This is a genomic window from Aequorivita vladivostokensis (assembly GCF_000952855.1).
In the GTDB taxonomy this organism is placed as follows: domain Bacteria; phylum Bacteroidota; class Bacteroidia; order Flavobacteriales; family Flavobacteriaceae; genus Aequorivita; species Aequorivita vladivostokensis.
Genome location: NZ_JSVU01000005.1, coordinates 39,745 through 66,305 on the forward strand (window position 1 = coordinate 39,745; position 26,561 = coordinate 66,305).

The window sequence follows — 26,561 nt, forward strand, 5'->3', positions numbered from 1 at the left end:
CCCTTTGGGGGTCAGGGGGACTGCTTGAAATGTTCGGGCTAATGGGTTTCGTTTTCGAAATTGTTTCGGGATTTGGATCCGGATAGGTATCGGGTTGGAATTTCTAGTTTCAAGATCTCTTCCGTGGGAAATTCCCAATTGTTTCCAGAATTTAGCAGGATATTTGTTTTATAATCCTTATCGGCCCATTTATGTGGCGCGGTAGGTTTGTGGAATAATATATGAAATGCACTGGGATAGTGCTTCCATTTATTGAACATATACTCTCAAAGTAAATAGGTATCTGTAGAATAAACATCAGAAAAATGAAAAAACTAAAATACATATTTGGAATAATACTTCTTATATTGGTAATATCGCTTGGTTTTGGCTTTGTATGGCAAGATTCCAAAGAAAAAAAATTCACCAACGGGAACTATACTGTTGAAGCCGAGTGGAAATTGCCCGAAGAGCTCAATGAAATAAGTGGCATTGCCTGGCTTTCGGAAAATGAGATAGCTGCGGTCCAGGATGAGGAGGGTGTAATCTTTATCTATGACTTAACACAGAAAAAAATTATAAATAAAATAGACTTCGCCGGAGCCGGGGATTACGAAGGGATAGCTTTGCGAGACAAGGATGCTTATGTCTTGCGCAGCGATGGTCTTATTTATGAAGTGCTAAACTTCCGGGAAGCGACACCTAAAATACATACTTTCCAGACAGATTTTTCGGAGGATAACAATATAGAAACGCTAGCATTTGATAAGAAAAATAATTCCTTGATCGTGGTGCCGAAGGATAGGGACAAAGTTGATGCTTATAAGGGGTTGTATTCTATTTCCCTAGATTCAAAGGTCATGCAGTCTGAGCCTGATATTACAATTAAAATGAATGATGGGGCATTTAAAGACCTTCAGAAGAAAAAAGCCTATAAAACCTTTAATCCATCAGATCTTGCCATACATCCGAAAACTGGCGATTATTATGTGTTGGAAGGAAAAAATCCAAGCTTGTTGATCCTCGATAAGGGCGGTGCCATCAAAAAATTACACGAACTGGACGAAGCGAAATTTGCCCAGCCCGAAGGTATTACCTTTAGTCCCGACGGAATACTCTATATATCCAATGAGGCAGGTGATGCTGAAGCCAACATTTTACGGGTGCGGTTTCACTAATGCATATGCGTAGCTACATTACCTGCATCCGTGTCCATCCTGAACGAATTGGAAAATAGCCCAGCGTTTTGCTTGTGAAAGTAACACCTATATTTTTTGTTTATTCCTTTTCTTCTGAAAGATCAGCTGTAAAAGGTGCGGCATTTTTTCTTTTGATGTTGCTTCTTATCACGGGCTTAACATCTTTCGTTTCCAACTGGATAGCCTCAACTTTTAGTGGTCCTGGACCTTCTGGTAAGCGGAGACCCACATGTTTTGAAATGATATTTCCATTAGCATCTTTGGAATCGGCTCTATTAGCCACGATTTGCCAGGAAAAGGAAACATTACTTGTTCCTCCCTGTAACTCTTTTACTGTAAAACCATCACTGGATTTATCGGTAACATACACACCCTTACAATCACCCTCTAGAGTGACATAAACTTTTAGTGGATGTTGATCATCGATATACAACGAATGTCTTAATATAGGATCTATACGAATTCTTGCTACTCCATTTGTAAGCTTGCCAACACCATAATCCTGAAAAACAATTTCCGGTGATTCTGGGGCAAACATGATTCTTGGGTTATTATTATGATCGTTAATTAATGTAGAAACAGTACCAGGCCCAATAATTTTATAATCCGTACCAGTAGTTCCGTTGGATCCGGTATTGTATCTCAAACCCACGTATGAATAACTGGGTGGGGTGCCAGAGGCATTTTCATTCCCCCCACTGAAATAACCGCCAAAATAACTATCTGCGACGGGTAGATTGGGCACTCCTCCAGGTCCAGAGGCAGCTATATCATCAAAACCGGCTAAAATTGCAGTTGCCCTATTGCCATTTGTAGCCGTATTGGTAGTAGGATCATTATCTGAATCCAAAATAAACTCCCCGCCATGGTTCCCTCTATTTCCATTTGCTATGCTCCCTAATCCAGCATATCCAAAAATTCCTAAAACGCTTCCCGAGCCGGCCAAGCCGGAGCCGTTAGGAGAAACCGCAATAGAAGCATTGTTATTTCCCGAAGCAATCACTCCTGTTCCTGTAGCCGTTAAGGATCGTCCGTACATCCCTGTATTTCCCGAACCTGCCACACCAGATCCACCACCTAAATAATTTCCAAGAGCATTATTTCCAGATGCAAGTAGGCCAGTACCCGAGCTATTGCTATTGTGTGCTCTCATCCCCATGCCTGTACTATTATCTACTATACCATAACTTCCGTAAAGTACTCCATCACCATAGGTTCCGAAAGAACCAGATCCATAGACTCCATATCTTGCGGCTATTGCCACCATGCCATCATATCCTATACTTTCAGCAAAGACTCCCACCCCATTAGCGCCAGAAGCATAAGCATTAATTGCATATTCATTATCAGCTCCATGTACGGTAAATCTATCGAACGCATATAATGGATTACCATTGAATGATGCTTGCGATGCGGAAAAACCAAGCGTGTTTGCCGATATACGATACATTCCTAAGTCTGTATCTGTCTGCCACGAATAAGTGGGCCGGGCCGCTGAACCGTTTTCAAAAGCGCGTAATCTACCTCTATTGGCAGCATTACCACTTGAAATTTCAAATTTATCTGAATTATAGGTTCTAAATCTCAACGCCATATCGTCAGTAGTGCCTAAAAAATTAGTGTTCGCGACTGTCCCAGCATTTCCAGCTCTAGACCAGTCATCACTTGGAGCATCGGCAGCAAGGCGTACCCATTGCGAGCCGTTGTTATAGTAATAGCCGGGGGTGACATCGCCAGCGGTGTTTTTGTTATACACAACCATCCCTTGTACATGGGCCGTCATAGGCGCAAAACTGGATGTATTTACAAGGTTTACCCTCGGCAATAACAGACCCTTTGTAGTTGTAGTGGCATCTCCAATTTCAAGAAGTGCATCGTTATTTGGATTAGTATTTCCAATACCAACTTGGGCAAAAGAATTAAATGAAAGAAATAAAAATAGGCAGCAAATACTAAATGCACATGCTTGGGGAAATGACCAATTTTTCATAAAAAAATGTTTTTAGATTAAAACGAAATTATTATGATAAGGGGCGTAACAATAATATTGAAGGCTTTGTAAAAATGCAAATTTTGTGCGCTATACTTAAGGTATGGGGCGTTTGTCAGAAAAATTGGCAGAATATCCGTTAAGATGTTTTCAAATTTCGATAAAGGCTTTTTTTGTGTAGGAAACTATTGACACCGAAAGCCTTATCGGACAGCGCTGTTAAAACTTTAACATTTCAAAATTGCCAATTTGAAGCAAAATTCTTCTGGAATTTGAAAAAAGGGGTGTCCTTTAACGATATATTTTTCTACTTATCCATTTTAGATATGAACCAATAAAAGCAATGAAGTTTCGTAAAACTTCCATCTCTATTGATTGGATTCTGGAGAAATAATTCCGGGGTTGAAGTGCGGTTCTAAAACTGTTCCCAGGTAAGCTGGAGGCCCTGCTTTACGGAAAACAATGGGTTATATTCCAAAAGTTTTCTCGCCTTGTCTATATTCGCCAAAGAATCGCGCACATCGCCCTTGCGGGGGGGACCATAGGTAGCCGTAATATCGATTCCTGAGATGGATTTAAGGTTTTCCCACAGCGTATTTAAACTTATCCTTTCGCCAAAAGCCACATTAAAGACCTCATTAACCGCCTCCTCTTTTGCGAAAAAAGCACGCACATTTGCCTGCACTGCGTTCTGCACGAAAGTAAAATCGCGTGTCTGTTCGCCATCGCCGTTTATGGTGGGCGACTTCTTATCTTTTAGCGCCTGCATAAACAGGGGAATGACCGCCGCATAAGCCCCCGTAGGACTCTGGTTGGGGCCAAACACGTTGAAATAACGCAATCCGATGGTTTCGGTACCATAGGTCTTATGGAACACATCGGCATAAAGTTCGTTTACCAGTTTGGTAACCGCATAAGGCGAAAGGGGTTTACCTATGGTATGTTCTACTTTTGGAAGGTTTTTGCTATCGCCGTAGGTAGAACTGGAAGCTGCGTACACCAATCGTTTCACACTTTCACTTTCCTTTTGTGCCACCAGCATATTCACAAAACCCGTAACGTTCACTTCGTTTGAAGTAAGGGGATCGTTGATGGAGCGCGGTACGGAACCCAAGGCGGCTTGGTGCGACACATAGTCGATCCCGTCCATGGCTTTTTTACAGGTTTCCAAATCGCGGATATCGCCTTCCAGAAATTCAAAACTGGGATTATCCTGAAACGCATCAAGATTCTTCCTAAATCCTGTAGCTAGATTATCTAGGACTCGAACTTTTTTGGCATTGTTTCCCAATAAATAAGCGACAAGGTTTGAGCCTATAAAGCCTGCACCGCCGGTTATGAGGAAAGAATGTTTTGAGAGGTCTGTGGTGTGGTATTTGGGAGTCTGCAAAGCGTTAATTGTAAATTATGGATTTATCTTTTAACCACAGAGGACACTGAGTTTTTCACAAAGGTCACAAATATTTTCGCAGTGTCCCTTTGTGCCTTCTTTGATTTCTCTATGGTTTACTTTTTATGGAATTCGTAATTTTTTTTATTCATTAATACAAAGGTTGTCATCGAGCGCATAATCAAACATCCAAAACCTAGCAACCGACAACTACAGGCAGCCATCAACCCAAGTTTTGGGGAAAAATGATTTCACGTCAAAAACGATCGAGGGAGAGGCCCTGTGCTTCTCCAATTGGAAATCAGAAAACTCCTTGTGTCCTACTGCCAAAATAATGGCCTCGTAACTCTGTTTCAGCTGTCCTTCCTCGCTTAATAAGCGTAGGCCGAATTCATTTGAAACTTCAGATGCCTTGGCCCAAGGATCATAGACATCTATATTGAGATTGTATTTACGCAATTGTTCTATAACATCTATAACCTTGCTATTGCGGATGTCGGGACAGTTTTCCTTAAAGGTAATGCCCAGAACGAGCACGTGGCCTCCCTTCACCTTACATTCCTTTTGGATCATCAGCTTAACTACCTCTTGGGCCACGTAATTGCCCATACCGTCATTCATGCGTCTTCCGGCCAGAATAATCTCTGGGTTATACCCTTCTTCCTGAGCCTTTTGGGCCAAGTAATACGGATCCACGCCTATGCAATGTCCGCCCACTAGGCCAGGCGTAAACTTTAAAAAGTTCCATTTGGTACCTGCCGCCTCCAAGACATCTTGGGTATCTATATCCAGCAATCTGAAAATCTTTGAGAGTTCATTTACGAAAGCTATGTTGATGTCGCGTTGCGAATTCTCAATCACTTTAGCTGCCTCCGCTACTTTTATGGACGGAGCCAAATGGGTGCCTGCCGTTATTATGGAGGCATACAGATTGTCAACATACTGCGCGGCTTCGGGGGTGGAACCCGAAGTAACCTTTAAAATTTTGGTCACGGTATGTTGCTTATCGCCGGGATTGATTCGTTCTGGAGAATAGCCCGCGTAAAAATCCTTGTTGAACTTCAACTTGGAATGTTCTTCCAAAATAGGCACACAGATATCCTCTGTCACCCCGGGATACACCGTAGATTCATAGATTACCGTATCTCCAGGCTTCAGGAGTTTTCCCACGGTCTCACTGGCCTTCTGTAACGGGACTAAAACGGGTTGGTTATATCTGTTAGTAGGCGTGGGAACAGTCACGATAAATACGGTGGCAGCAGCCATTTCCGATGGGTCGTCAGTCACTTTAAGACCACTATTACCATCCTGTGATAAGGCCTTCTTTACTTCTTCCGAAGAAAGCTCCAATGTATTGTCAACACCTTGCTGCAATTGTTTGATACGTTCTGAATTGATATCGAAACCGATTACTTTATATTTTTCCGCGAATGCAGCGGCAAGAGGTAGGCCTACGTAACCTAAGCCAATGATTGCGATTGTGGGGTCTTGTTTCATGTTGTGGGACTGTGGGTCGTGTTGATGCTGTTGATGCTGTTGATGCTGTTGATACTATTGATACTATTGATACTGTTGTTGCTTTTGATGCTTTTGATGCTTTTGATGCTTTTGATGCTTTTGCTGAGACAATCTCATTTTCAATACTATTTCGATTATCGGCTTCTTTGGTCGGCAAAATTAAGGGTTTTAACGGAAAGTACTGCTGTTAAAATTAAAAACATCCCTCCCCCGGCTCTACTTCGACTTCGCTCAGCACATCGCCTTCAAAGGGAGGAGCCCGAGTCGGAAAAAAAATTATATTTTATTGAAAGAAATAAAAGTCTCCCTACGAAGGGGGTCTAGAGGGACGTCAGTCTAAATTATGTCCTAAAAATTAAAAGCCCCCTCTTCGAAGAGGGGGTTGGGGGGAGATGTTACTTTCTTATAAAAATACCCTTAACCCGATCCAAGAAAGTGGTGGGCTTGATATGTTCGTGATAGCCATTGCCGTAATTGCCATAAGTGCCGTAACCATAGCCGTAACCGTACCCATAGCCGTAGCCGTAACCTCTGCCGGCCTTCTCCACATACCCGTTGAGCACGATGCTGATGTGTTTTACTTCACCCGTTTTGTATTTTTCGTTTACGAAGGTGAACATATTTTTATGAGTATAATTGAACCGTGCCATATATAGTGTAGCATCCACGTGTTTCATTAGTTCCAACGAATCGGAAACAAGGCCCAGGGGCGGGGAATCCAGAATAATATAATCATAGCGCTCTTTTAGGCCATTGATCAATTCATCCAATTTTTCACTGATTAGCAGTTCTGAAGGGTTGGGCGGAATGGGGCCAGAGGGAATCACGTCCAAATGCGCTATTTCGGTCTTTTGTATTACGGTATCAATATCGGCTTCGGCGATAAGGAAGTTCACTACCCCCATATCGTTATTTATATTAAAGTCGCCAAATATCTTTGGCTTTCTAAGATCAAGACCCACCAAGACCGTTTTCTTTTCACTAAGGGCAAAGACGGAGGCTAGGTTAATGGAACAAAAGGTTTTCCCTTCCCCACTCACAGAGCTGGTTACCAATACGGTTTTGGCGCCTTTTATACCCTGTTTTTTGTATATAAATTGCAAACTGGAGCGCAGCGCCCTAAAGGCTTCGGCCATGGCCGATTTTGGTTTTGTAAGGACCACCAGATTGGTGTCTATAGGACTTTTCCCGATAATCCCCAAAAGTGGAATTGAAGTAACCCGTTCCAAATCCTTTACATTACTGATCTTGGTGTCGAAAAACACCCTGAGGAATACAAAAATCAAAGGAAAGAAAAAGCCCAGCAAGCCCGCCATCATATAGTTTAATTGGGTGTTGGGGCCAATCTGTCCGCCACCCGTATCCTTCGCAGAATCGATAACCATTACGTCACTCACATTGGCAGCCTTTACAAGTCCTGCCTCGCTGCGTTTTGCCAAAAACAGGTTGTAGGTACCTTGGCTCAGGTTATAGCGGCGCTCTATATTCAATAAGTCCTGTTGTTCCTTTGGAAGTTTTCGTATTTCTCCCTCATAGCGGCCAATATCGCGATTGATGGAACTCAATTCCTGATTTTTTAAACTTTTTGAAGAACGGATATTTTCCAATAAAACCGTTTTCACAGCATTTATCTGCCTATCTATATCGTTAAAAATAGGAGCGCCCTCCTTAAAGGAATATTGAAGCTTATTGCGTTCCTCGGCAAGGGCCACTATCTTGCCTACCCCAGCCACTACACTAGCTTCCGAAATGCCCGCAACTGAGGGCGCCGGCACATCGCGATAGTCGGAGCGATTTATCAAATAATCCTGGAGGGTGTTGTAGTAGTTGAGTTCTCGGTTTACCGATTCCTTCCGCAGATCCAATTCGTTCAACTTGGCATTGATCTCAGAACCTTCATTTTCAAGATTGAAGATGGCATTCTTGTTTTTGAATTGGTTGAGTTCATCCTCAACGGTCGACAGTTCGGCCGACTTGATAGCGAGACTGCTGTCAATAAACTTGATGGTCTTGGTGGCAAAGAGGTTTTTGCGCTCCAGCATATCTTCACTTAAAACCTCGACCGAAGTATTTAGGTAATCTACCAACTGGGCCTTATTATCGCCCGTAAGCCGCATTCTAAGCACCGAGGAACCTTTGCTTTCCGGATCAACGCGTATGCCCAAGTACCTCCGCACAATGCCGTCATAATTTCTAAAGACAATGTAATACGGCGTACCGGGATTTGAGATTACTTCGGGATTGGGCATTAATACGCCACTGAAAAAAGGTAGCCGCACGGGTTCGCCAATTTTAAAATCCTGCGAAAATTCGCCCGCATCCACAAATCTAGTACTTCTCTCTTTGGTACTGTAATTTTGAAGGTTGATGTTTCCTGCCTCTTTAAAGGAAACACTAAGGTTGTAGTTCACCGAATCCTTAAAAACAATCTTAATCTGCTTATTCAGCATTTGTGGTTTGGTAGTATCCACTTCCACAAGAAAAGGCGTTTGCCGGTAGGCGTTTACCTGCTGATATTTCCCATCGCGCAAATAGTTCAAATAATATTGCAGACGCTCTACCACTTTTTCGTTATGCGATCGGGACTGTAGGGTAATAACGGCCGTATTTACCTTATCGGTAGTACCGCCCCAATTAAAGGTTAGGCTAGTATTGCTGGTGAAAAAGGGGTTTTGGTCGTCCTTAATGGAAAGCATATTCTCCATCTGATACACCGGCAGTTTGCGGACATTTATATAATAGGCTATGGAGAAGGCAATGGCCAAGGAAACCAGAAACAGCGGCCAATGGTGCAAAAGCCTAAACAGAAAACCTTTAAAATCAAAAGTGGTATGGGTTTCGTTTATTTCGAATTCCTCGCTCATAGCTGTTATAATCGGGTAAATAACAATATGGTTGTTACCAATGCTGTTGTTATGGATATAATTGTAGTGAATGATTGCAACCCAGTGGTGCCCGTACCCAACGATTTTTGCGGCAATGGATTTATTAAAATCAGGTCATTCGGTTTTACGTAATAATATGGCGAGTTCATCGCGTCCAGGCGGGTAAGGTCTATGTGGTGCACCTTTTGGCCGGCAGGGTATTGGCGAATGATCACCACATCGGTCCTATCGCCCGTAAGGGTGATATCGCCACTGTTGGCGATGGCTTCCATAATGCTCACTTGGTCGCGATAAATAATTTTTGAGCCCGGGCTGCCTATTTCGCCATTGATGGTATAACGGATACCCGCCAATTTGACGGTTACAAATACATTTGCCTCGGCTTTAAAATAATCGCGTAGTAATATTTCCTCCAAACGTTCGCGCACCTCATCTACAGTATAGCCCAATACGTTCATCTCGCCGAGACTCGGAATGCGGATATTGCCGTGGTCGTCCACCACAAAGCCATCGTAATACAGCCTTTCCTCCCCGGTAGCGTTTGGGTTGGCATCGCTAATGGGGTTAAAGATGCCCACTGTCTCCTGGTCCAAAGCTTTTACCCGGATACTCAACAGGTCGTTTATCTGAAGTCGGTACGGCTCCTGTCTTTTTCGCAATAGCGCCAGAGTATCGGCACTGCTGGTGTTTTCCTGCAAATACGTAAGTTGTTTGGTAGTAACGCAGGAAGTTGTGCATACGGCAACAATCAAAAACAGCAATAGATACGTAAACTTCATACAAGGCAGGGTTGTTAATGGACAAATATAAAGTAACGCATTTAATAATGAAACATTTTTTCTTATCCTTAATTGTGATAAACTTTGGGCTGTAGACTTTAAGCATTTACTTGCTTTTAAAAGCATTGCTAACTTAATTGTTTTTTAATATTAAAATAACACACTCCCCTTAAACGGTTTCTATTTTCGGCAATTATTTATAATTCCTAAAAATGAAAAATAAATGCCGCGTTCCAAGAAAATCAGTTTTGTCTTAATACTATTCTCCAGTATAAGTATTTCGCTTTTTTATTCCTTTTCACCGTCAAATAAAGAATTTGTAAAACTGTATGTTCTTCAGCAGCAGCTTTCACAATTTAAAAATACTACGGCGGCGTTGGAAAAAGTGGCGTCCGACTATCAACTTGGAAAAACAAATCAGGAGTCACTTCAAAAAGCAGTGCTTTCCGCTCGGGAAGCTTATAAAAAAATTGAGTTTTACATTGCCTTCCAATATCCGGAATATACGAACGAACATTTTAACGGGGCGCCCCTGCTCCATATAGAACGCGAAAATACTCGTCCTACCGTTTTGGAACCGGAAGGATTGCAGGTTTTGGACGAATTGGTTTTTTCAGAAGAAGCCTTTGATGAAAAAACAAAAATCGCTACCCTCGCCACAAAACTCAATGCCAGCTATAGCTTGCTCTATAATTCCCTTCCGAAAACAAAAAACCTTTTTGATAATGACATTGCTGCCATGCGTCTGCAATTAATTAGAATATTTTCTATGGGAATCACAGGTTTTGATACTCCGGGCTCATTAAGCGCCCTCCCGGAAGCGGAATCTTCCTTAAAGGGAATGAAAGCTTATTTTGCTGAAAATTATAAAAATGAAAAAATTATTTCTCTTTTTGAAGGTGCCATTGTAAATATTCAAAATGCGTCAAACTTTGAAACTTTTGACCGATTACAATTTCTAAAAAAATACATCGATCCACTTTATAAAAATCTGGGGATGATTCAATCCCCAAAAATTGATGCTTCCCTTGCAAATACAACCTCATGGAATCCCACAAGTAATTCCATTTTTGCTGCAGATTTTTTGAATCCCTATTTTTTCACCGGATTAAAGAAAGAGGAAGATAATGCACAAATAAAGCTTTTGGGAGAGGACCTTTTTTACGATGCCTCCATTAGCAACAATGGGCAATTAAGCTGTATTTCCTGTCATAATCCCGAAATGGCCTTTACGGATAATGCTTCAAAATCTGCCAGTAATGTGCAAGGCAAAACGGTGCTCCGCAATGCGCCAACACTTTTAAATTCAGTGTATGCCGATCGTTATTTTTATGATTTGCGAGCCTTCACATTGGAACAACAGGCTGAGCATGTAATTTTTAATGAAGACGAGTTCAACACTGCATATAGCGATATTTTGAAGAAACTGAACGAGAATGAAAAGTATGCCAAAAAATTCAGGGAAGTTTTTGGAAAAGGGGAAATAACACGCGAAAAATTTTCAAAAGCTTTGGCCTCGTATGTGCTTTCACTTACTTCCTGGAACAGTAAATTTGATAAATACGTACGCAATGAATCCAATAATCTTTCTATGGAAGAAAAAAATGGCTTCAATCTTTTTATGGGAAAAGCGAGCTGCGCCACCTGCCACTTCGCCCCTACTTTTTCAGGTTTGGTTCCCCCTTTTTACAGCGAAAATGAAACTGAAATTTTAGGTGTTCTGAAAGATCCAAAAGCGAAAATTAAAACCCTTGATACCGACGCAGGAAGAATTGCAAATAACATATTAAGTGAAGAAGCTTGGATTTATGAAAAATCCTTTAAAACTTCTACGGTTCGAAATGTGGAATTCACTGGCCCATATTTTCACAATGGGGCTTATGAAACCTTGGAAGAGGTAATTGATTTCTACAACGAAGGTGGCGGTGCGGGAATGGGACTGAATGTGGCAAATCAAACTTTGGCGCCCGACAAACTAGAGCTAACCGATATAGAAAAAAAAGAATTGATTGCGTTTATGAAAACGTTAAGTGATATAAATTCTTATAAATAGTTTCTTTTTTTGCTAACTACCTACAAATAAAAAGATAACAATAATTTCTTTCTAAAAGACCAAATTCTCCAGGTTAAGGATTTAATAACACCCGCAACATAGGATTTACCCAACCTTAAATTTCAGGTTACTGTAGGGCAACTTACCGAAACTACTTTTACAGCACTTAATAAAACCCTCTAAACCACAAAAAATGAAAAAACAATTCCTATTGGTCAATTTATTAGTGGCCATTTTAATGGGCTTTGGCGTAAAAGCTGAAACGCCAAAAAATGTTTCGATCAGCACAGCTTGTGTTGCCGGGACTTCAGAAAACATTGCCGTAAACGGTGTGTTTCCCATTCCTGCTTTAAGCGAATGGAAATACAACGATACGGGCGTAGATCTTGGTACAACTTGGAAAGATGTGGCATTTGATGATACCGCCTGGGCATCCGGAAATGGTATTTTCGGATATGGTGATGGTGTTGAAACCACTACCTTGAATTTTGGTCCAGATGCAAACAACAAATACCCCACCTATTATTTCAGAAATACTTTTGATATTGCTGATGCGTCACAATTTCTCGATTTAATTTTTGACGTTCGCCGTGATGATGGCGTTGTTGTTTACGTAAATGGCACCGAAGCTTTCCGCATGAATATGCCTTCGGGTCCTATTACCTATAATACGTATGCTTCTTCTACTGTGGGCGGTTCCAATGAAACTACTTATTTTCAAGAAGTAACTGCTAATTTACTTCAAAATGGCACTAATGTTATCGCTGTTGAACTTCACCAAGCTTCAGCTAATAGCAGCGATCTTGGTTTTGATATGGCCGTGAGTTCCACAGAGGTGCTTCCTCCCTTGGAACCAACTCCTTTTCCCGTTGCAAAGGATTCCCGCTGGAAATATTTAGACAACGGCACAAGTCTGGATGGCGAAAACTGGACGGAATTGGCGTATGATAATTCATCTTGGGCCAATGGCCATGGAACATTAGGTTATGGTGATCCTGTAAATACCTTAATTTCTTTTGGTCCAAATTCGAACGACAAATATATTACCTATTATTTTTCAAAGGATATTGAAGTTGATTTGGCAAATGTTTCAGAATTTGTTGAATTCGGCTTAAAAAGAGACGATGGCGCAATTGTTTATGTGAATGGAGTTGAAGTTTTCCGTGATAATATGCCTGAAGAACCAACTGATTATTTAACGCATTCGTCAACCATAATTGATGGAATAAACGAAAATATTTACTTCACCCAACAAGTACCAAAAAGTGTTCTTGTGAACGGTATCAACCGTATTTCCGTTGAAATTCATAACCGCGACGGTCAGAGTTCAGACTTGCGTTTTGATATGTATATCAAGAATTATGAAGACCTTTCGGTGGAATGTGCAGATGAGCACATTGGTTGTTTTACATCTATCGTTCCCACAGGGCAAACCTCTAATATGATTATTCCACAAGAGCACAATTTCCAACAGATTTTAAAGCAAGGAAGCGCCTATACAATTGGCGGCGGAACAGTACCTGGGAACCACGATTTTACAGGATATATTGGAAATGCCGGCAGCAGCGAGCTTGGATATCTTTCAGTAAACCACGAAAACAGTCCGGGAGGAGTTTCAATGGTAAATCTTCATTTGGATAATGCAACAAATCTTTGGGTTTTGGATGATACACAAGCAGTTGATTTTTACAATAATGCTTTGGTAACTACTATAAGAAACTGTTCGGGGGGTATTTCTCCCTGGGGAACCGCAATAACGGCCGAGGAAAATACAAGTGGTGGCGATGCCAATGGCGATGGCTATCAGGACGTAGGCTGGCTTGTGGAAATCGACCCTGTTACCGCACAGGTTATGGATTATGGAAATGGACAGGAAAAACTTTGGGCAATGGGCCGTATGAACCATGAAAACGTAGTTGTTTCTGCTGACGGCACAACTGCATATTACGGTGAAGATGGAGGCACGGACTGTGTGTACAAATTTGTGGCCGACACTCCCGGCGATCTTACAAGCGGAACCGTGTATGTATTGAAATTGGATCTTCCACTTTCAGGAAACGATCCAAGTTCATCTACCGCTACGTGGATACAGGTTCCGAATACCACAAAAGCTGACCGCAATAATATTTCATCGGTTGCAGGAGCCCTTGGCGGAACAAACTTTAACGGTGTGGAAGATTGCGAAATAAATCCAATAACCGGAAAAATTTATTTTACCGCTAAAGGAAAAGATCGCGTTTATAGATTTAAGGATGATGGAAACACAATTTCTGAATTTGAAACATTTGTCGGCGGAAAATCATACGACATAAATACAGACCAAGGTGTATTTACAGAAGCTTGGAGCGATGGAAACGACAATCTTACTTTTGATGACAAAGGAAACCTTTGGGTTCTTCAGGATGGCGGTCGCAATTACATTTGGGTAGTGCGTCCAGACCACACCCAGAGCAATCCAAAAGTATTGTTACACAGCTCTATGCCCGCTGGGTCTGAGCCAACGGGTTTAACTTTTACTCCAGATTATAAATATGGATTTTTTTCCGTACAACATCCAAGTGGTGGCAATTCCCCACAGCAGGATGCAACTTTGAACGATGTAACTTTCAATGCTTCGGCAACTGTTGTTTTCGCACTTCGCACCGAGATTGGAATACAAGCTCCGATTGCAGATTTTGAGGCTAATAACACAATAATTACGGAAGGTGAAACAGTTACATTTACTGATTTAAGTGAAAACACTCCAGATGCGTGGAACTGGACTTTTGAAGGTGGAATTCCGGAAACCTCAACCGATCAATCACCTGTGGTTACTTACAATACTCCGGGTACATTCGATGTTACGCTTGTGGTCTCAAATATTGCCGGAACAAGTGATGCGCAAATCAAAACAGAATATATAACTGTTGATCAGGACCCACTTTCCGATTTTGAAGCAAATGACCTATTAATTACCGAAGGGGAAACAGTAACCTTTACCGATTTAAGTGGAAATACTGCAGATTCTTGGTTATGGACTTTTGAAGGCGGAACGCCAGCAACCTCAACTGATCCATCCCCTGTTGTTACTTACAACACTCCCGGAGAATATGACGTTACACTTGAAATTTCCAATCTTGCCGGAGCCAGTGATAGCGAAATGAAAACAGATTATATTAGAGTAGCTGAAATGCCTGTAGCCGCTTTTGAAGCTGATAGAGTTTTTGTTAGCGAAGGTGAATCAGTCACATTTACCGATCTTAGCCAGAACAACACAAATTCATGGTTTTGGACTTTTGAAGGTGGAACACCGGCTACCTCCTCAGATGAATCTCCTGTTGTTACATACAATACTGCTGGCGTATATGATGTTTCGCTCGAAGTTTTAAATATTGCCGGAACAAGTGCTACTGAAGTAAAATCACAATACATAACAGTAGAAATGTTGGTTGGAATTGATGAAAATGATGCGCTTCAAAACCTATCTCTGTATCCAAACCCGACAAAAGGTGATATTACTTTGGAGTTGAATTCCGCAGATGCAGGAAAAACAGTTAAAATTGAAGTTTACGATCTTTTGGGAAGAAGCCTTTACAGCACAAACGCTGAAACTACGGGCGGAAACCAAAAAATAGAGCTGGACCTTTCAAGCTTTACTGCAAGCAACAATGTGCTGATAATGAATATAGAAATTGACGGCAAAATGGGTCAGTTTAAAATTCTAACAAGTAAATAATTAGTTTAATAATAAGAATTTAAAGGGCCGATATTTATGTATCGGTCCTTTTCTCATAAAATATTTTCACAAAGATGAGCTATTCCCCAAAAAAAAGATGCTTCAGAATATTCCTTTACATTTTGCTGATTTTTAGTTTTTATACTTCCGTTGTGGCACAAAATGCCAATCCATTAAAAGCTCCGGTATATCAAAGTATTGAAGTAGCCTTGGCAGAAAATAAAAGAGCAACCCAATTGAATTTTCGCGATCGCCATTTATTTCAAATTTCAGATTCCATAAAACTGCTTAAAAACCTACGTTTCATCAATTTAATGGGAAATAATCTGGAAACATTGAACCCACATTTATTTAGTTTAAAAAAATTGGAAGTGCTGAACTTAATGCTGAATTCATTAAAATATATTCCCGAAGAAATTGACCAATTAAAAAATTTAATACGTTTAAACCTTTCAAACAATGAAATCGCGGAAGTGCCCACGGGAATAAATAAATTGAGAAACCTGCGTTATCTGCATCTTTCCTTTAATTATATCACCGTATTGCCCGAAAGTATCAACAAATGCAAAAGTCTGGAGGTTTTGGAACTGGACAACAACCAACTGAGCTTTATGCCGCATACATTTTTTGAAGTAAGAAAACTAAAATCGCTTGATTTGGGTTTTAACCAATTTAATGAGTTCAACGAGGGTTGGTCGCAGCTAGAAAAATTGGAAGAATTGAATATGGAGCACAACCAATTGCAGCATCTTCCAAAGGAAATTGGCACTTTTCACAATTTGAAATCGCTGCTGCTGAATGACAATAAATTAAAATCACTTCCCGAATCGTTTTCAAATTTGGAATCATTGGAGCTTTTGATTCTTTCAAACAACCATCTTAAAACGATGCCAAACCACTTGGAAAAACTTAAAAACCTTAAAACACTTATTTTGGTGGGCAATCCAATTGCTGCTTCGGAAAAAGAAAGAATTAAGGGTTTGCTGCCAAATTGTAGCGTTTATTTTTAAAGCGCCAACTATTTTCACTAATCCATATTTTTTGTTATTTTTCGAAATAATGCTTTCAGCAGAAAATAATGGGAAAACAAGATTTGGTTAAAAGATTGCGTTGGTACTACCCTTTGGAGAAGTTGCACGCTTTTTTCACATTTCCCCTTTTGGCGATCTATTTTCTTACCCAACATCCATTTGTAAGAAGTATTTGGTTTCTCTATGGCATGATGCTGTGTATTTTTATTCTTTACCAAGGTCAAAAATACTGGCAACTTAAGCTATGGCGAATGGAAGGAAAGCCAGTTCTGCAAGTGAAAAATTTAAAGTTTTTCAAGAAGGCCAAACGCATTAATCTCTTTTTGATAATGGGCATCCCTATAATTTTTGCATTCCAGCTATTACTTGTGAGTTGGAATGAGTTTCATGCGAATATTTTAATGTGGTCTTTTGCCGCAAACCTCTTTGCCATTTTGGAGCACATCAATTATTACCACACCCAATTAATGGTTGACAATACTTCGGATATGGCATATATCCTTAGGAATAAAAAGTTGAAGACCGCCAGTTTGGCGAAGGATTTAAAGGAAAACAAAATTTAATATTTAGAAATGAAAAACTTCATATTCATTATAATTTTCGTTTTAATTTCCATTACACAGGCCCTTGCATGCAGCTGTATAGAGGAAAATATTAGTTTGGGAAAAAAAGTAAAAATTGAATTCCAAAGATCTGATTTGGTTTTCACAGGAAAAGTGATAGACATTATTGATAATGAAACTGGAGAAACCACATTTTCCGGTTATCCCCTAATCTATATTTTTGAAGTTGTCCAAACTTTTAAGGGACAGAGTGAAACCAAAATAATTGAAGTGGTTTCTGCAAGAGAATCCGCAAGTTGTGGTTATAAATTCAATTTAGGAGAAACATACCTTGTTTATTCGATTAATTCAGATTTCTATAATAGTTATACAAGGAATAATTCAGATTTCATAACAAGTTTATGTGATCGCAATAAGCCTTTGGCAACAATTGAAAAAAGGGAAATTCGAAAATTGCAACGTTTGTCAAAATATAGTAATTGAAATATTACATAAACTATCAACAAAAATTCCATTAAATATTATTCATTAAACATTTACAGTACTTTTGCCAAAAATATAAACCGTGAACTACCTTTCAGTAGAAAATATCTCCAAGTCCTTCGGGATGCGGGTTTTGTTTGAGAATATCTCCTTTGGAATTAACGAAGGGCAAAAAATAGGTTTTGTTGCCAAGAACGGAACCGGAAAAACATCGCTTCTCAATATAATCGCCGGAAACGATAAGGCCGACACCGGAAATGTGGTTTTCAGAAAAGGTTTGAAAATCGCCTATCTGCCGCAGGAACCGGATTTAGATCCTTCACTTACGATAGAGCAAACCATTTTTGATTCAGATAATCCGATTCTCAAAATAATTGAGAATTACGAACACGCCATTGAAAATCCCGACGATTCCGAAGCATACCAAAAAGCCTTCGACGCAATGGATGCACATCACGCTTGGGATTTTGAAACGCGTTATAAGCAAATTCTTTTTAAACTGAAATTGGAAGATTTACAGGCAAAAGTTGGAAGCTTGAGCGGCGGACAGAAAAAGCGACTCGCACTGGCGAACGCACTTCTTACTACACCCGATTTGCTGATCATGGACGAGCCCACCAACCATTTGGACCTTGAAATGATCGAGTGGCTGGAAAATCTATTTGCCAAGGAAAATTTCACGCTGTTTATGGTTACGCACGACCGTTATTTTTTGGAGCGCGTTTGTAATGAAATTGTGGAATTGGACGAAGGCACGCTTTACAGCTATAAGGGCAATTACAGCTATTACCTCGAAAAACGTGAGGCTAGAATAGAAAACGAAGCCACCGAAACGGGAAAGGCGAAGCAACTTTTCAAAAATGAATTGGAATGGATGCGCCGCCAACCTAAGGCACGGACCACAAAAAGCAAAAGCCGGATTGATGATTTCCACGAAATAAAGGACCGCGCCAGCAAACGCCGCAACGACCACCAAGTGCAACTGGAATTGAACATGGAACGTATGGGAACCAAGGTTGTGGAGCTTCATAAAATATCAAAATCGTTCGGAGATAAATTGTTATTGGATAAGTTTGAATACAATTTCAACCGTGGCGAACGTGTAGGGATTATCGGGAAAAATGGAACTGGGAAATCTACTTTTTTAAATATTCTCACAGGAGCATTAAAACCCGATTCGGGGAAAGTGGTTGTGGGTGAAACGGTACAATTCGGTTATTACACCCAAGCCGGAATCAATATAAAAGAAGGCCAAAAGGTAATTGACGTCATCCGCGAATACGGCGATTATATTCCACTAAAAAAAGGAAGACAGATTTCGGCCTCGCAACTTTTGGAGCGCTTTCTTTTCGACCCCAAAAAGCAATATGATTTTGTAGAAAAATTGAGCGGTGGAGAACGCAAGCGCCTTTATTTGTGTACCGTTCTTATCAAAAACCCAAATTTTTTAATTCTCGATGAGCCTACGAACGACCTTGATATTGTTACGCTAAACGTTTTGGAAAGTTTTCTTTTGGATTTCCCCGGCTGTCTTTTGGTGGTGAGCCACGACAGGTATTTTATGGATAAAATCGTGGACCATCTTTTTGTTTTTAGAGGGAATGCCGAAGTGGAGGATTTCCCCGGAAATTATACCGATTTCAGGGTTTACGAAGATAGTAATATACAGGAAAAGCGCGAGGCCAGTGAGGCAGCACCAAAAGTAAAAAAAGACTGGAAGCAGGATAATACTCCCGCAAAATTGAGCTATAACGAGCAGAAGGAATACCAAAAACTGGAAAAGGAAATAGCCAATCTGGAAAAGGAGCGCGAAGAACTTCAAAATAAATTTGCCACGGAAAACTGGGACGGCGAAGAAATTGATAAGCAATCCATAAAACTACAGGAGATTATAGATACCATTGAAGCAAAGGAAGAACGTTGGTTTGAGCTTTCAGCAAAAATGGAATAAGAGCCATAAGCTGTAGGCTGTAGGCTGTAGGCTGTAGGCAAATTATATGAAATCTGTACTTTAGCATACAGCTTAGAGCATAAAGTCTAAAGCCCTAAAAAATGATCCATCAATCAAAAAGTTACATAAAATTTATTCGCCTTGCCAAAAACAGACACGGCGTGCACTCCCCTTTTGTATATGATTTGGTGACAAATTGTTTTAACGACAAAACGAAATATCCCGAATACGAAACTTTAAAAAAACATCGCAAAGCATTGCGAGGCGACACTTCCAAGTTTGAGATGAAGGATTTTGGCCAAGGTTCCCGCGTATTTAAAGGCAATGCGCGAAAGGTTTCCGCTGTTATAAAAAATGCAGGAATGAAAAAGAAACGCCAAAGACTGCTCTTCCGCTTGGCGAAATATTTTAAAAGTGAAACTGTTTTGGAATTGGGTACCTCTCTGGGTTTGGGCACGGTGGCCCTATCGCTTTCCAATGAGTTTTCCACAATCCAGACAGTGGAAGGTTGCCCAAATACCTTGCAAAAAGCGCAGGAATATTTTGAAAAATTCAACTTGCACAATATACAGATACACCAAAAGCTTTTCAGTGAATTTCTTCAAAATACTCATGAAAAATTTGATTTAATATTTATAGACGGCGACCACAATGGCGAAAGGACATTGGAATATTTTCATTCCCTATTAAAAAATGTACATAACAATTCCGTAATTGTATTTGACGATATTTACTGGAGCAAGGATATGACGACGGCGTGGCAGCAAATAATCGCCAATGATATCGTAACGGTGAGCATAGATACTTTTCAATGGGGATTGGTTTTCTTTAGAAAAGAACAGGCAAAGCAGCATTTTATTATTCGTATTGGTTGATGGTTGATGGTTGATGGTTGATGGAAAAAATTATAGTTTTCCCTCTTCTCTCCGTTCTTTTCTCTACTCTCTTCTGTATTTTCTTTTCTCTTTTACCTTTTCGTTAATTGCTTTCCCACATAACTTTAAACTATTAACTTTGAACTTTTAACTAAGATTGTAACAACCCACCTACCTTTGCGTCCTATAAAACAAATTGAAATACACCCATGAGCTTAGTAATTAAAATTCGAAATATTACGCGCGATTTCCCGCTTGGGAATGAAGTGGTCAAAGTTTTAAAGGGAATAGATTTGGACATTGAACGGGGCGAATACGTTGCCTTGATGGGGCCTTCGGGTTCGGGGAAATCTACCTTGATGAACCTTTTGGGATGTTTGGACACGCCAACTTCGGGCAGTTATGAGCTAAACGGAAGGGATGTGAGCAATATGACCGATGATGAACTGGCCGAAATACGGAACAAGGAAATTGGCTTCGTCTTCCAAACCTTTAACCTCCTCCCCCGCACCACCGCCCTGGAAAACGTTGCCCTGCCCATGATTTATGCAGGTGCCTCAAAAAGCGACCGCACCGAACGCGCCAAACAAGTATTGACCGATGTTGGATTGGCAGACCGGATGGACCACAAACCCAACCAACTCTCGGGTGGGCAGCGCCAACGCGTTGCCGTAGGCCGGGCCTTGGTAAATCGTCCTTCCATCATTTTGGCAGATGAACCTACCGGAAACCTGGATTCAAAAACATCGGAAGAGATAATGAAGCTGTTCGGGGACATCCACAAAGCCGGCAATACGGTAATTCTCGTTACCCACGAAGAGGATATTGCCGAAAACGCCCATAGAATTATTCGCTTGCGGGATGGAATTGTGGAAAGTGATACTAAAAAAGTCGCAGTTGACAGTCGCAGTTGACAGTCGCGGTTGACAATCGCAGTTGACAGTCGCGGTTGACAATCGCGGTTGACAGTCGCAGTTGACAGTCGCGGTTGACAGTCGGAGTTGACAGTCGCGGTTGACAGTCGGAGTTGACAGTCGCGGTTGACAGTCGCAGTTGACAGTCGCAGTTGACAGTCGCAGTTGACAGTCCCGGTTTTCAGTAAAATTGTTTTAAAAGTGAATTCGTTAATTCGTATCATTATATTTCAATCGTAAATCGTAAATCTGCAATCGTAAATTTCTTGAATATGGAACTTTCGAACCCCATTGTTTTAATAATTGGCGGCATTTTACTGCTTGCCATTCTCTATTTTTGGAACAAGCGCAATGCTTCAAACCAGAAAGCACGTCGCAATAGAAATTTCCGAAGCAGTTATTACGAGCGGAAAAAGGAACGGGATGAAAAAAGTAAGCAGTAAATCAGTACGCAGTAATCGGTGGCAGTTGGCAGTTAAAACTTTGCGACTTTGTGACTTTGCGAGCATGTTAAAACAGTTATTCGTAAATTTGCCTAAAACCTCATACCTCATCCCTAAAACCACACACCCAAAATGAAAATATATACAAAAACCGGCGATGCAGGCACAACAGCCCTTTTCGGTGGTACACGCGTTCCAAAACACAACATCCGGATTGAAAGTTATGGCACCGTTGATGAACTAAACTCCTATCTGGGCTTGGTGCGCACCCAGGAAATAGACCCGCGCAGCAAAGAAATTTTAACACATATACAAGATAGATTATTTACACTGGGAGCTATTTTAGCGACAGACCCCGCAAAGGCAACGCTGAAAAGTGGAAAGGAACGGCTGAATATTCCAAAAATAACCGAGGAGAATATAACCCTCTTGGAAAATGAAATGGACCGAATGAACGATGCCCTGCCACCCATGACACATTTCATTTTGCCCGGCGGAAATACTACCGTGTCATATTGTCACATAGCCCGTACGGTCTGCCGCCGAGCCGAACGCCGCGCCACACTACTAAATGAAAATGAACCCATTGACGAAATGGTCCTTAAGTATTTAAACCGACTATCTGACTACCTCTTTGTGCTGGCACGAAAGTTGTCTAAAGACACCAACGCAGAAGAGACGCAGTGGATTCCGGAGAAGTTGTGAGTTGATTGAGTTATTTAGTTATTGAAATAAACGAAAAATAACCAAACACCTCCGCTTTGTCTTAATAACTTATTAATAAATAACTTTATAACTAATTCAAAATCAACACAAAAGAAACGTTCTTTAAAATAGTGCAGAAATAATTTGGATTTTTCTTGACTTTTTAATCTAAAAAATTACTTTTGCAGAAAATTAAAACCTAAAGTGCTATGTACTGGACATTAGAATTAGCATCCTATTTGAGCGATGCGCCCTGGCCCGCAACCAAAGACGAATTGATTGATTACGCGATCAGGACCGGTGCTCCACTGGAAGTAGTGGAAAACCTTCAGGCTATTGAGGACGAGGGAGACTCCTACGACTCTATTGAAGAGATCTGGGCAGACTACCCGACCGACGATGATTATCTTTGGAACGAGGATGAATATTAATCCCAAGGTTTTGGGAAACAATTAAAAAATAATATAAAAAGTCTCTTTTAAGGGGCTTTTTTTTTATTTAAAAAGTATTGAAAAAGAAAACCACCAATACACGAATTGTATAAATAATTATTCGTGTACCTGCCTGCCGGCAAGCAGGTTCGTGGTAAGAAAACATAAATAGTTCTTCGAGTTCCTATTGCTGAAGGGAAGCTTACGTTCCCCTTGCTGCTCGAACGGACAAAAATTATAAATTGACAAAACAGTGCTGCCCGGCAACACTTCAAAATAAATTTACATTATGGGAATATTAGATAACGTACTTAAAGTATTTGTAGGCGATAAATCAAAAAAGGACATTGGCCAAATACAGCCACTTGTTAACGAGATAAAGAAACACGAAGCAGCCATTGAAAAACTCTCCCACGATGAACTGCGGGCAAAGTCCGATTTCTTCCGAAAAGAAATAAAAGACGCCCAAAAAGAGGTGCAGGACCAAATTGATGCCCTTGAAAAACAATCTGAAAGCGAGGAAGACATCAACAAAAAAGAAGACTACTACAACCAAATAGACAAACTGAAGGACGACCGCTACGAAATTGAAAAAGCGACCCTTACCAAAATACTTCCCGAAGCCTTTGCCGTAATGAAAGAAACCGCAAAGCGATTTAAAAACAACGAAACCATTACCGTAACCGCCAGCCCTTTTGACCGGGAAATTTCCGCAATAAAGGAGTACGTAACCCTTGAGGACGACAAGGCCATTTGGAAAAACTCCTGGGATGCCGCGGGAAAACCCATTACTTGGGATATGGTACATTACGATGTACAGCTTATTGGCGGGGTTGCCCTGCACGAGGGAAAAGTAGCCGAAATGCAAACAGGGGAAGGTAAAACCTTGGTCGCCACGCTGCCAATGTACCTCAACGCCCTTGCCGGAAATGGCGTGCACCTAGTAACTGTGAACGATTATCTGGCAAAACGTGACAGTGCGTGGATGGCACCATTGTTTGAGTTTCACGGGATGACCGTGGACTGTATTGACAACCACCGTCCCAATTCTGCGGCGCGGCGGAAAGCATATTTATCAGATATAACCTACGGAACGAATAACGAATTCGGATTTGACTATTTGCGCGATAATATGGCGCATTCGCCGGATGATCTTGTACAGCGTCCGCACCACTATGCCATTGTGGATGAGGTGGATTCGGTTTTGATTGACGATGCGCGTACGCCACTTATTATTTCCGGACCCGTACCGGAAGGTGACCGCCACGAGTTCAACGAACTGAAACCTAAAATCAACAACATTGTTGAGGTTCAAAAAAAGTACTTGAACGGCGTGCTGGCTGAAGCCAAAAGACTTATAAAAGAAGGCGATGAAAAGGAAGGTGGCTTTCAATTGCTACGCGTATATCGCGGGTTGCCAAAGAATAAGGCACTTATAAAATTTCTTTCGGAAGAAGGGGTAAAACAAATTCTCCAAAAAACCGAAAACCACTATATGAGCGACAACAACCGTGAAATGCCAAAGGTTGATGCCGAGCTCTACTTTGTTATAGATGAAAAGAACAACCAGATAGAACTTACCGATAAGGGGGTAGATTATCTTTCCGGGGAAGGCGATCCCGATTTCTTCGTAATGCCAGAGATTGGAACTGAAATTGCCAAGATTGAAAGCAAGGGGCTTCCCGTAGAGGAAGAGGTGGAACTGAAAGAGGATCTCTTTCGTGAGTTTTCGGTAAAAAGCGAGCGTATCCATACCATGAACCAGCTTTTAAAGGCCTATACCCTTTTTGAAAAAGATGATCAGTATGTGGTGATGGACAATAAGGTGATGATCGTTGATGAGCAGACCGGCCGTATTATGGATGGTCGCCGTTATAGCGATGGGCTCCACCAGGCTATTGAGGCAAAGGAAGATGTGAAGATTGAAGCAATGACGCAAACTTTTGCCACCATTACGCTTCAAAATTACTTTAGAATGTACCGCAAACTTTCGGGGATGACGGGTACTGCCGTAACGGAAGCTGGTGAACTTTGGGAAATCTACAAGTTGGACGTGGTGGAAATTCCTACCAACCGTCCCATTGCCCGCCACGACCGCGAGGATAAAATTTATAAGACAAAAAGAGAGAAGTACAACGCCGTAGCGGAAGAGGTTACTGCGCTTTCAAAAGCTGGAAGACCAGTGTTGATCGGTACCACTTCTGTGGAAATTTCAGAATTGTTGAGCCGAATGTTGAGTATCCGGAACATTCCCCACAACGTATTGAACGCAAAGCTCCACAAACGCGAGGCAGACATTGTTGCCGAAGCCGGAAAAAGCGGTATTGTAACCATTGCCACCAACATGGCAGGTCGTGGTACGGATATTAAGCTGAGTGAGGAAGTGAAGAAAGCGGGCGGCCTTGCCATTGTAGGTACCGAGCGCCACGATAGCCGTCGCGTGGACAGACAGTTACGTGGCCGTAGCGGTCGTCAGGGAGATCCGGGAAGTTCACAGTTTTATGTTTCTTTGGAAGACAACTTGATGCGTCTCTTCGGAAGCGAGCGGATTGCGAAGATGATGGATAGAATGGGATTGAAGGAAGGCGAGGTGATTCAGCATTCAATGATTTCCAAATCCATTGAGCGCGCACAGAAGAAGGTGGAAGAAAACAACTTCGGGATCCGTAAGCGCCTTCTGGAGTATGACGATGTTATGAACGCACAACGGGAAGTGGTTTACAAGCGAAGATACCACGCCTTGTTTGGCGACAGGCTTCGTGTGGATATCGCAAATATGATTTACGATACCGCTGAAGTAATAGCAGAAAGCAACAAACTGGCACAAGATTATAAGAATTTTGAATTTGAATTGATCCGCTTCTTCTCCATGAGTTCTCCTATTTCAGAAAAGGAATTTGAGAAGATGGACACGCGTGAAATTGCCGGAAAAATTTATAAAGCTGCCTACGTCCACTATCAGAACAAGATGGCACGCAATGCTGAAATGGCTTATCCTGTAATCAAAAATGTATATGAAACACAGAAGGATAAGTACAAAAGAATTTTAGTTCCCTTTACCGATGGCGTTAAAACCCTTAACGTGGCCACCGATCTTGAAAAGGCCTACGAAACCGAAGGAAAGCAATTGGTGAACGATTTTGAGAAGAACATTACCCTTGCAATAATCGATGATTCGTGGAAAACGCACCTTCGTAAAATGGACGAACTGAAACAGTCTGTACAGCTTGCGGTACACGAGCAGAAAGATCCGTTGCTTATCTATAAGTTTGAAGCTTTTGAACTCTTTAAGGCTATGATTGAAAAGGTAAACAAAGACGTTATCTCGTTCCTTTTCAAAGGAGAGCTGCCGCAGGAAAACCAACAGCAAATACAGGAAGCGCGTGAAGTGAAACGCAAAGAAAACCTAAGCGAGCAGAAAGACGAAATCCCGAACATGGACGAGCGCGCCGCGCAATCCAGGGCAGCGGGCAACACCCAGTCGCAACAGCAGCAAGTTACCGAAACCATAGTACGCGAACGCCCCAAGATAAACCGAAACGACAAGGTGACCATCAAGCACGTGATGAGCGGAGAAAACAAAACCATGAAATTTAAGCAGGCCATTCCATTGCTCGATAAAGGTGATTGGGTGCTGGTGGATGAATAGTCTTTAGA

Annotated in this window: 19 protein-coding genes; 14 read left to right on the forward strand and 5 right to left on the reverse strand. The window is 41.3% G+C overall.

Annotated elements, in window-relative coordinates:
* The first annotated feature begins 305 nt into the window (after positions 1–305).
* On the forward strand, positions 306–1,157 hold the full coding sequence (locus MB09_RS09070; RefSeq protein ID WP_045080591.1) for an SdiA-regulated domain-containing protein: 852 nt from the start codon (positions 306–308) through the stop codon (positions 1,155–1,157).
* Between the two features lie 100 nt (positions 1,158–1,257).
* On the opposite strand, the gene MB09_RS15480 is transcribed toward MB09_RS09070, so the two are convergent.
* The 3 genes from MB09_RS15480 to MB09_RS09085 all read right to left on the reverse strand — a co-directional run bounded on the left by MB09_RS15480 (position 1,258) and on the right by MB09_RS09085 (position 6,055).
* On the reverse strand, positions 1,258–3,168 hold the full coding sequence (locus MB09_RS15480; RefSeq protein WP_052671340.1) for a hypothetical protein: 1,911 nt from the start codon (positions 3,166–3,168) through the stop codon (positions 1,258–1,260).
* Positions 3,169–3,583: 415 nt separating this feature from the next.
* Entirely contained in the window at positions 3,584–4,558 is a 975-nt protein-coding gene (locus tag MB09_RS09080) for an SDR family oxidoreductase (RefSeq protein ID WP_045080592.1), read from the reverse strand.
* Positions 4,559–4,768: 210 nt separating this feature from the next.
* Complete coding sequence (locus MB09_RS09085; RefSeq protein ID WP_045080593.1) at positions 4,769–6,055, reverse strand: nucleotide sugar dehydrogenase; 1,287 nt, start codon at positions 6,053–6,055, stop codon at positions 4,769–4,771.
* An 11-nt stretch (positions 6,056–6,066) separates the two neighbouring features.
* Here MB09_RS09085 and MB09_RS16165 point away from each other — a divergent pair, with 11 nt between their 5' ends.
* A complete protein-coding gene (locus MB09_RS16165) occupies positions 6,067–6,267 on the forward strand; it encodes a hypothetical protein (RefSeq protein WP_165586691.1) in 201 nt (66 codons plus the stop codon).
* Between the two features lie 204 nt (positions 6,268–6,471).
* On the opposite strand, the gene MB09_RS09095 is transcribed toward MB09_RS16165, so the two are convergent.
* On the reverse strand, positions 6,472–8,940 hold the full coding sequence (locus MB09_RS09095; protein ID WP_045080595.1) for a GumC family protein: 2,469 nt from the start codon (positions 8,938–8,940) through the stop codon (positions 6,472–6,474).
* A gap of 5 nt (positions 8,941–8,945) precedes the next feature.
* On the reverse strand, positions 8,946–9,740 hold the full coding sequence (locus MB09_RS09100) for a polysaccharide biosynthesis/export family protein (protein WP_045080596.1): 795 nt from the start codon (positions 9,738–9,740) through the stop codon (positions 8,946–8,948).
* Between the two features lie 223 nt (positions 9,741–9,963).
* Between MB09_RS09100 and MB09_RS09105 the strand changes: the two genes are divergently transcribed.
* The 12 genes from MB09_RS09105 (at position 9,964) to secA (ending at position 26,553) form a co-directional block, all read left to right on the forward strand.
* Positions 9,964–11,793 (forward strand): cytochrome-c peroxidase, encoded by a 1,830-nt coding sequence (locus MB09_RS09105; RefSeq protein WP_045080597.1) that lies wholly within the window; start codon positions 9,964–9,966, stop codon positions 11,791–11,793.
* Positions 11,794–11,986: 193 nt separating this feature from the next.
* Positions 11,987–15,508 carry an alkaline phosphatase PhoX gene (locus MB09_RS15485; protein WP_052671341.1) on the forward strand — a complete coding sequence of 1,174 codons (3,522 nt, stop codon included), beginning with the start codon at positions 11,987–11,989 and terminating at the stop codon, positions 15,506–15,508.
* Between the two features lie 74 nt (positions 15,509–15,582).
* Positions 15,583–16,518, forward strand: coding sequence for a leucine-rich repeat domain-containing protein (locus MB09_RS09120; protein ID WP_052671342.1), 936 nt, complete (start codon positions 15,583–15,585; stop codon positions 16,516–16,518).
* Between the two features lie 68 nt (positions 16,519–16,586).
* On the forward strand, positions 16,587–17,102 hold the full coding sequence (locus MB09_RS09125) for a hypothetical protein (protein WP_045080598.1): 516 nt from the start codon (positions 16,587–16,589) through the stop codon (positions 17,100–17,102).
* Between the two features lie 9 nt (positions 17,103–17,111).
* Positions 17,112–17,585, forward strand: a complete 474-nt coding sequence (locus MB09_RS09130; RefSeq protein WP_045080599.1) for a hypothetical protein — start codon at positions 17,112–17,114, stop codon at positions 17,583–17,585.
* Positions 17,586–17,667: 82 nt separating this feature from the next.
* Positions 17,668–19,536, forward strand: coding sequence for an ABC-F family ATP-binding cassette domain-containing protein (locus MB09_RS09135; RefSeq protein ID WP_045080600.1), 1,869 nt, complete (start codon positions 17,668–17,670; stop codon positions 19,534–19,536).
* 101 nt (positions 19,537–19,637) lie between these two features.
* Positions 19,638–20,411: an O-methyltransferase gene (locus tag MB09_RS09140; RefSeq protein ID WP_045080601.1), complete on the forward strand. Its 774-nt coding sequence runs from the start codon at positions 19,638–19,640 to the stop codon at positions 20,409–20,411.
* Positions 20,412–20,620: 209 nt separating this feature from the next.
* Positions 20,621–21,325, forward strand: coding sequence for an ABC transporter ATP-binding protein (locus MB09_RS09145; RefSeq protein WP_045080602.1), 705 nt, complete (start codon positions 20,621–20,623; stop codon positions 21,323–21,325).
* 272 nt (positions 21,326–21,597) lie between these two features.
* On the forward strand, positions 21,598–21,768 hold the full coding sequence (locus MB09_RS16170; protein ID WP_165586692.1) for a hypothetical protein: 171 nt from the start codon (positions 21,598–21,600) through the stop codon (positions 21,766–21,768).
* Positions 21,769–21,900: 132 nt separating this feature from the next.
* Positions 21,901–22,473 carry a cob(I)yrinic acid a,c-diamide adenosyltransferase gene (locus MB09_RS09150; RefSeq protein WP_045080603.1) on the forward strand — a complete coding sequence of 191 codons (573 nt, stop codon included), beginning with the start codon at positions 21,901–21,903 and terminating at the stop codon, positions 22,471–22,473.
* 209 nt (positions 22,474–22,682) lie between these two features.
* The gene (locus MB09_RS09155) at positions 22,683–22,904 is read left to right on the forward strand and encodes a DUF2795 domain-containing protein (RefSeq protein WP_014782927.1); all 222 of its coding nucleotides are present in this window, start codon (positions 22,683–22,685) and stop codon (positions 22,902–22,904) included.
* A 289-nt stretch (positions 22,905–23,193) separates the two neighbouring features.
* Entirely contained in the window at positions 23,194–26,553 is a 3,360-nt protein-coding gene (gene secA / locus MB09_RS09160; RefSeq protein WP_045080604.1) for a preprotein translocase subunit SecA, read from the forward strand.
* Positions 26,554–26,561: the final 8 nt, after the last annotated feature.

Bases quoted from the DNA above. Each gene is read 5' to 3' on its own strand.
- MB09_RS09130 (WP_045080599.1), top strand. From the start codon at position 17,112: ATGAAAAACTTCATATTCATTATAATTTTCGTTTTAATTTCCATTACA.
- MB09_RS15485 (WP_052671341.1), top strand. From the start codon at position 11,987: ATGAAAAAACAATTCCTATTGGTCAATTTATTAGTGGCCATTTTAATG.
- MB09_RS09095 (WP_045080595.1), bottom strand. From the start codon at position 8,940: ATGAGCGAGGAATTCGAAATAAACGAAACCCATACCACTTTTGATTTT.
- MB09_RS15480 (WP_052671340.1), bottom strand. From the start codon at position 3,168: ATGAAAAATTGGTCATTTCCCCAAGCATGTGCATTTAGTATTTGCTGC.
- MB09_RS09120 (WP_052671342.1), top strand. From the start codon at position 15,583: ATGAGCTATTCCCCAAAAAAAAGATGCTTCAGAATATTCCTTTACATT.
- MB09_RS09100 (WP_045080596.1), bottom strand. From the start codon at position 9,740: ATGAAGTTTACGTATCTATTGCTGTTTTTGATTGTTGCCGTATGCACA.
- MB09_RS09085 (WP_045080593.1), bottom strand. From the start codon at position 6,055: ATGAAACAAGACCCCACAATCGCAATCATTGGCTTAGGTTACGTAGGC.
- MB09_RS09155 (WP_014782927.1), top strand. From the start codon at position 22,683: ATGTACTGGACATTAGAATTAGCATCCTATTTGAGCGATGCGCCCTGG.
- secA (WP_045080604.1), top strand. From the start codon at position 23,194: ATGGGAATATTAGATAACGTACTTAAAGTATTTGTAGGCGATAAATCA.
- MB09_RS09145 (WP_045080602.1), top strand. From the start codon at position 20,621: ATGAGCTTAGTAATTAAAATTCGAAATATTACGCGCGATTTCCCGCTT.
- MB09_RS09070 (WP_045080591.1), top strand. From the start codon at position 306: ATGAAAAAACTAAAATACATATTTGGAATAATACTTCTTATATTGGTA.
- MB09_RS09150 (WP_045080603.1), top strand. From the start codon at position 21,901: ATGAAAATATATACAAAAACCGGCGATGCAGGCACAACAGCCCTTTTC.
- MB09_RS16170 (WP_165586692.1), top strand. From the start codon at position 21,598: ATGGAACTTTCGAACCCCATTGTTTTAATAATTGGCGGCATTTTACTG.
- MB09_RS09125 (WP_045080598.1), top strand. From the start codon at position 16,587: ATGGGAAAACAAGATTTGGTTAAAAGATTGCGTTGGTACTACCCTTTG.
- MB09_RS09105 (WP_045080597.1), top strand. From the start codon at position 9,964: ATGCCGCGTTCCAAGAAAATCAGTTTTGTCTTAATACTATTCTCCAGT.
- MB09_RS09140 (WP_045080601.1), top strand. From the start codon at position 19,638: ATGATCCATCAATCAAAAAGTTACATAAAATTTATTCGCCTTGCCAAA.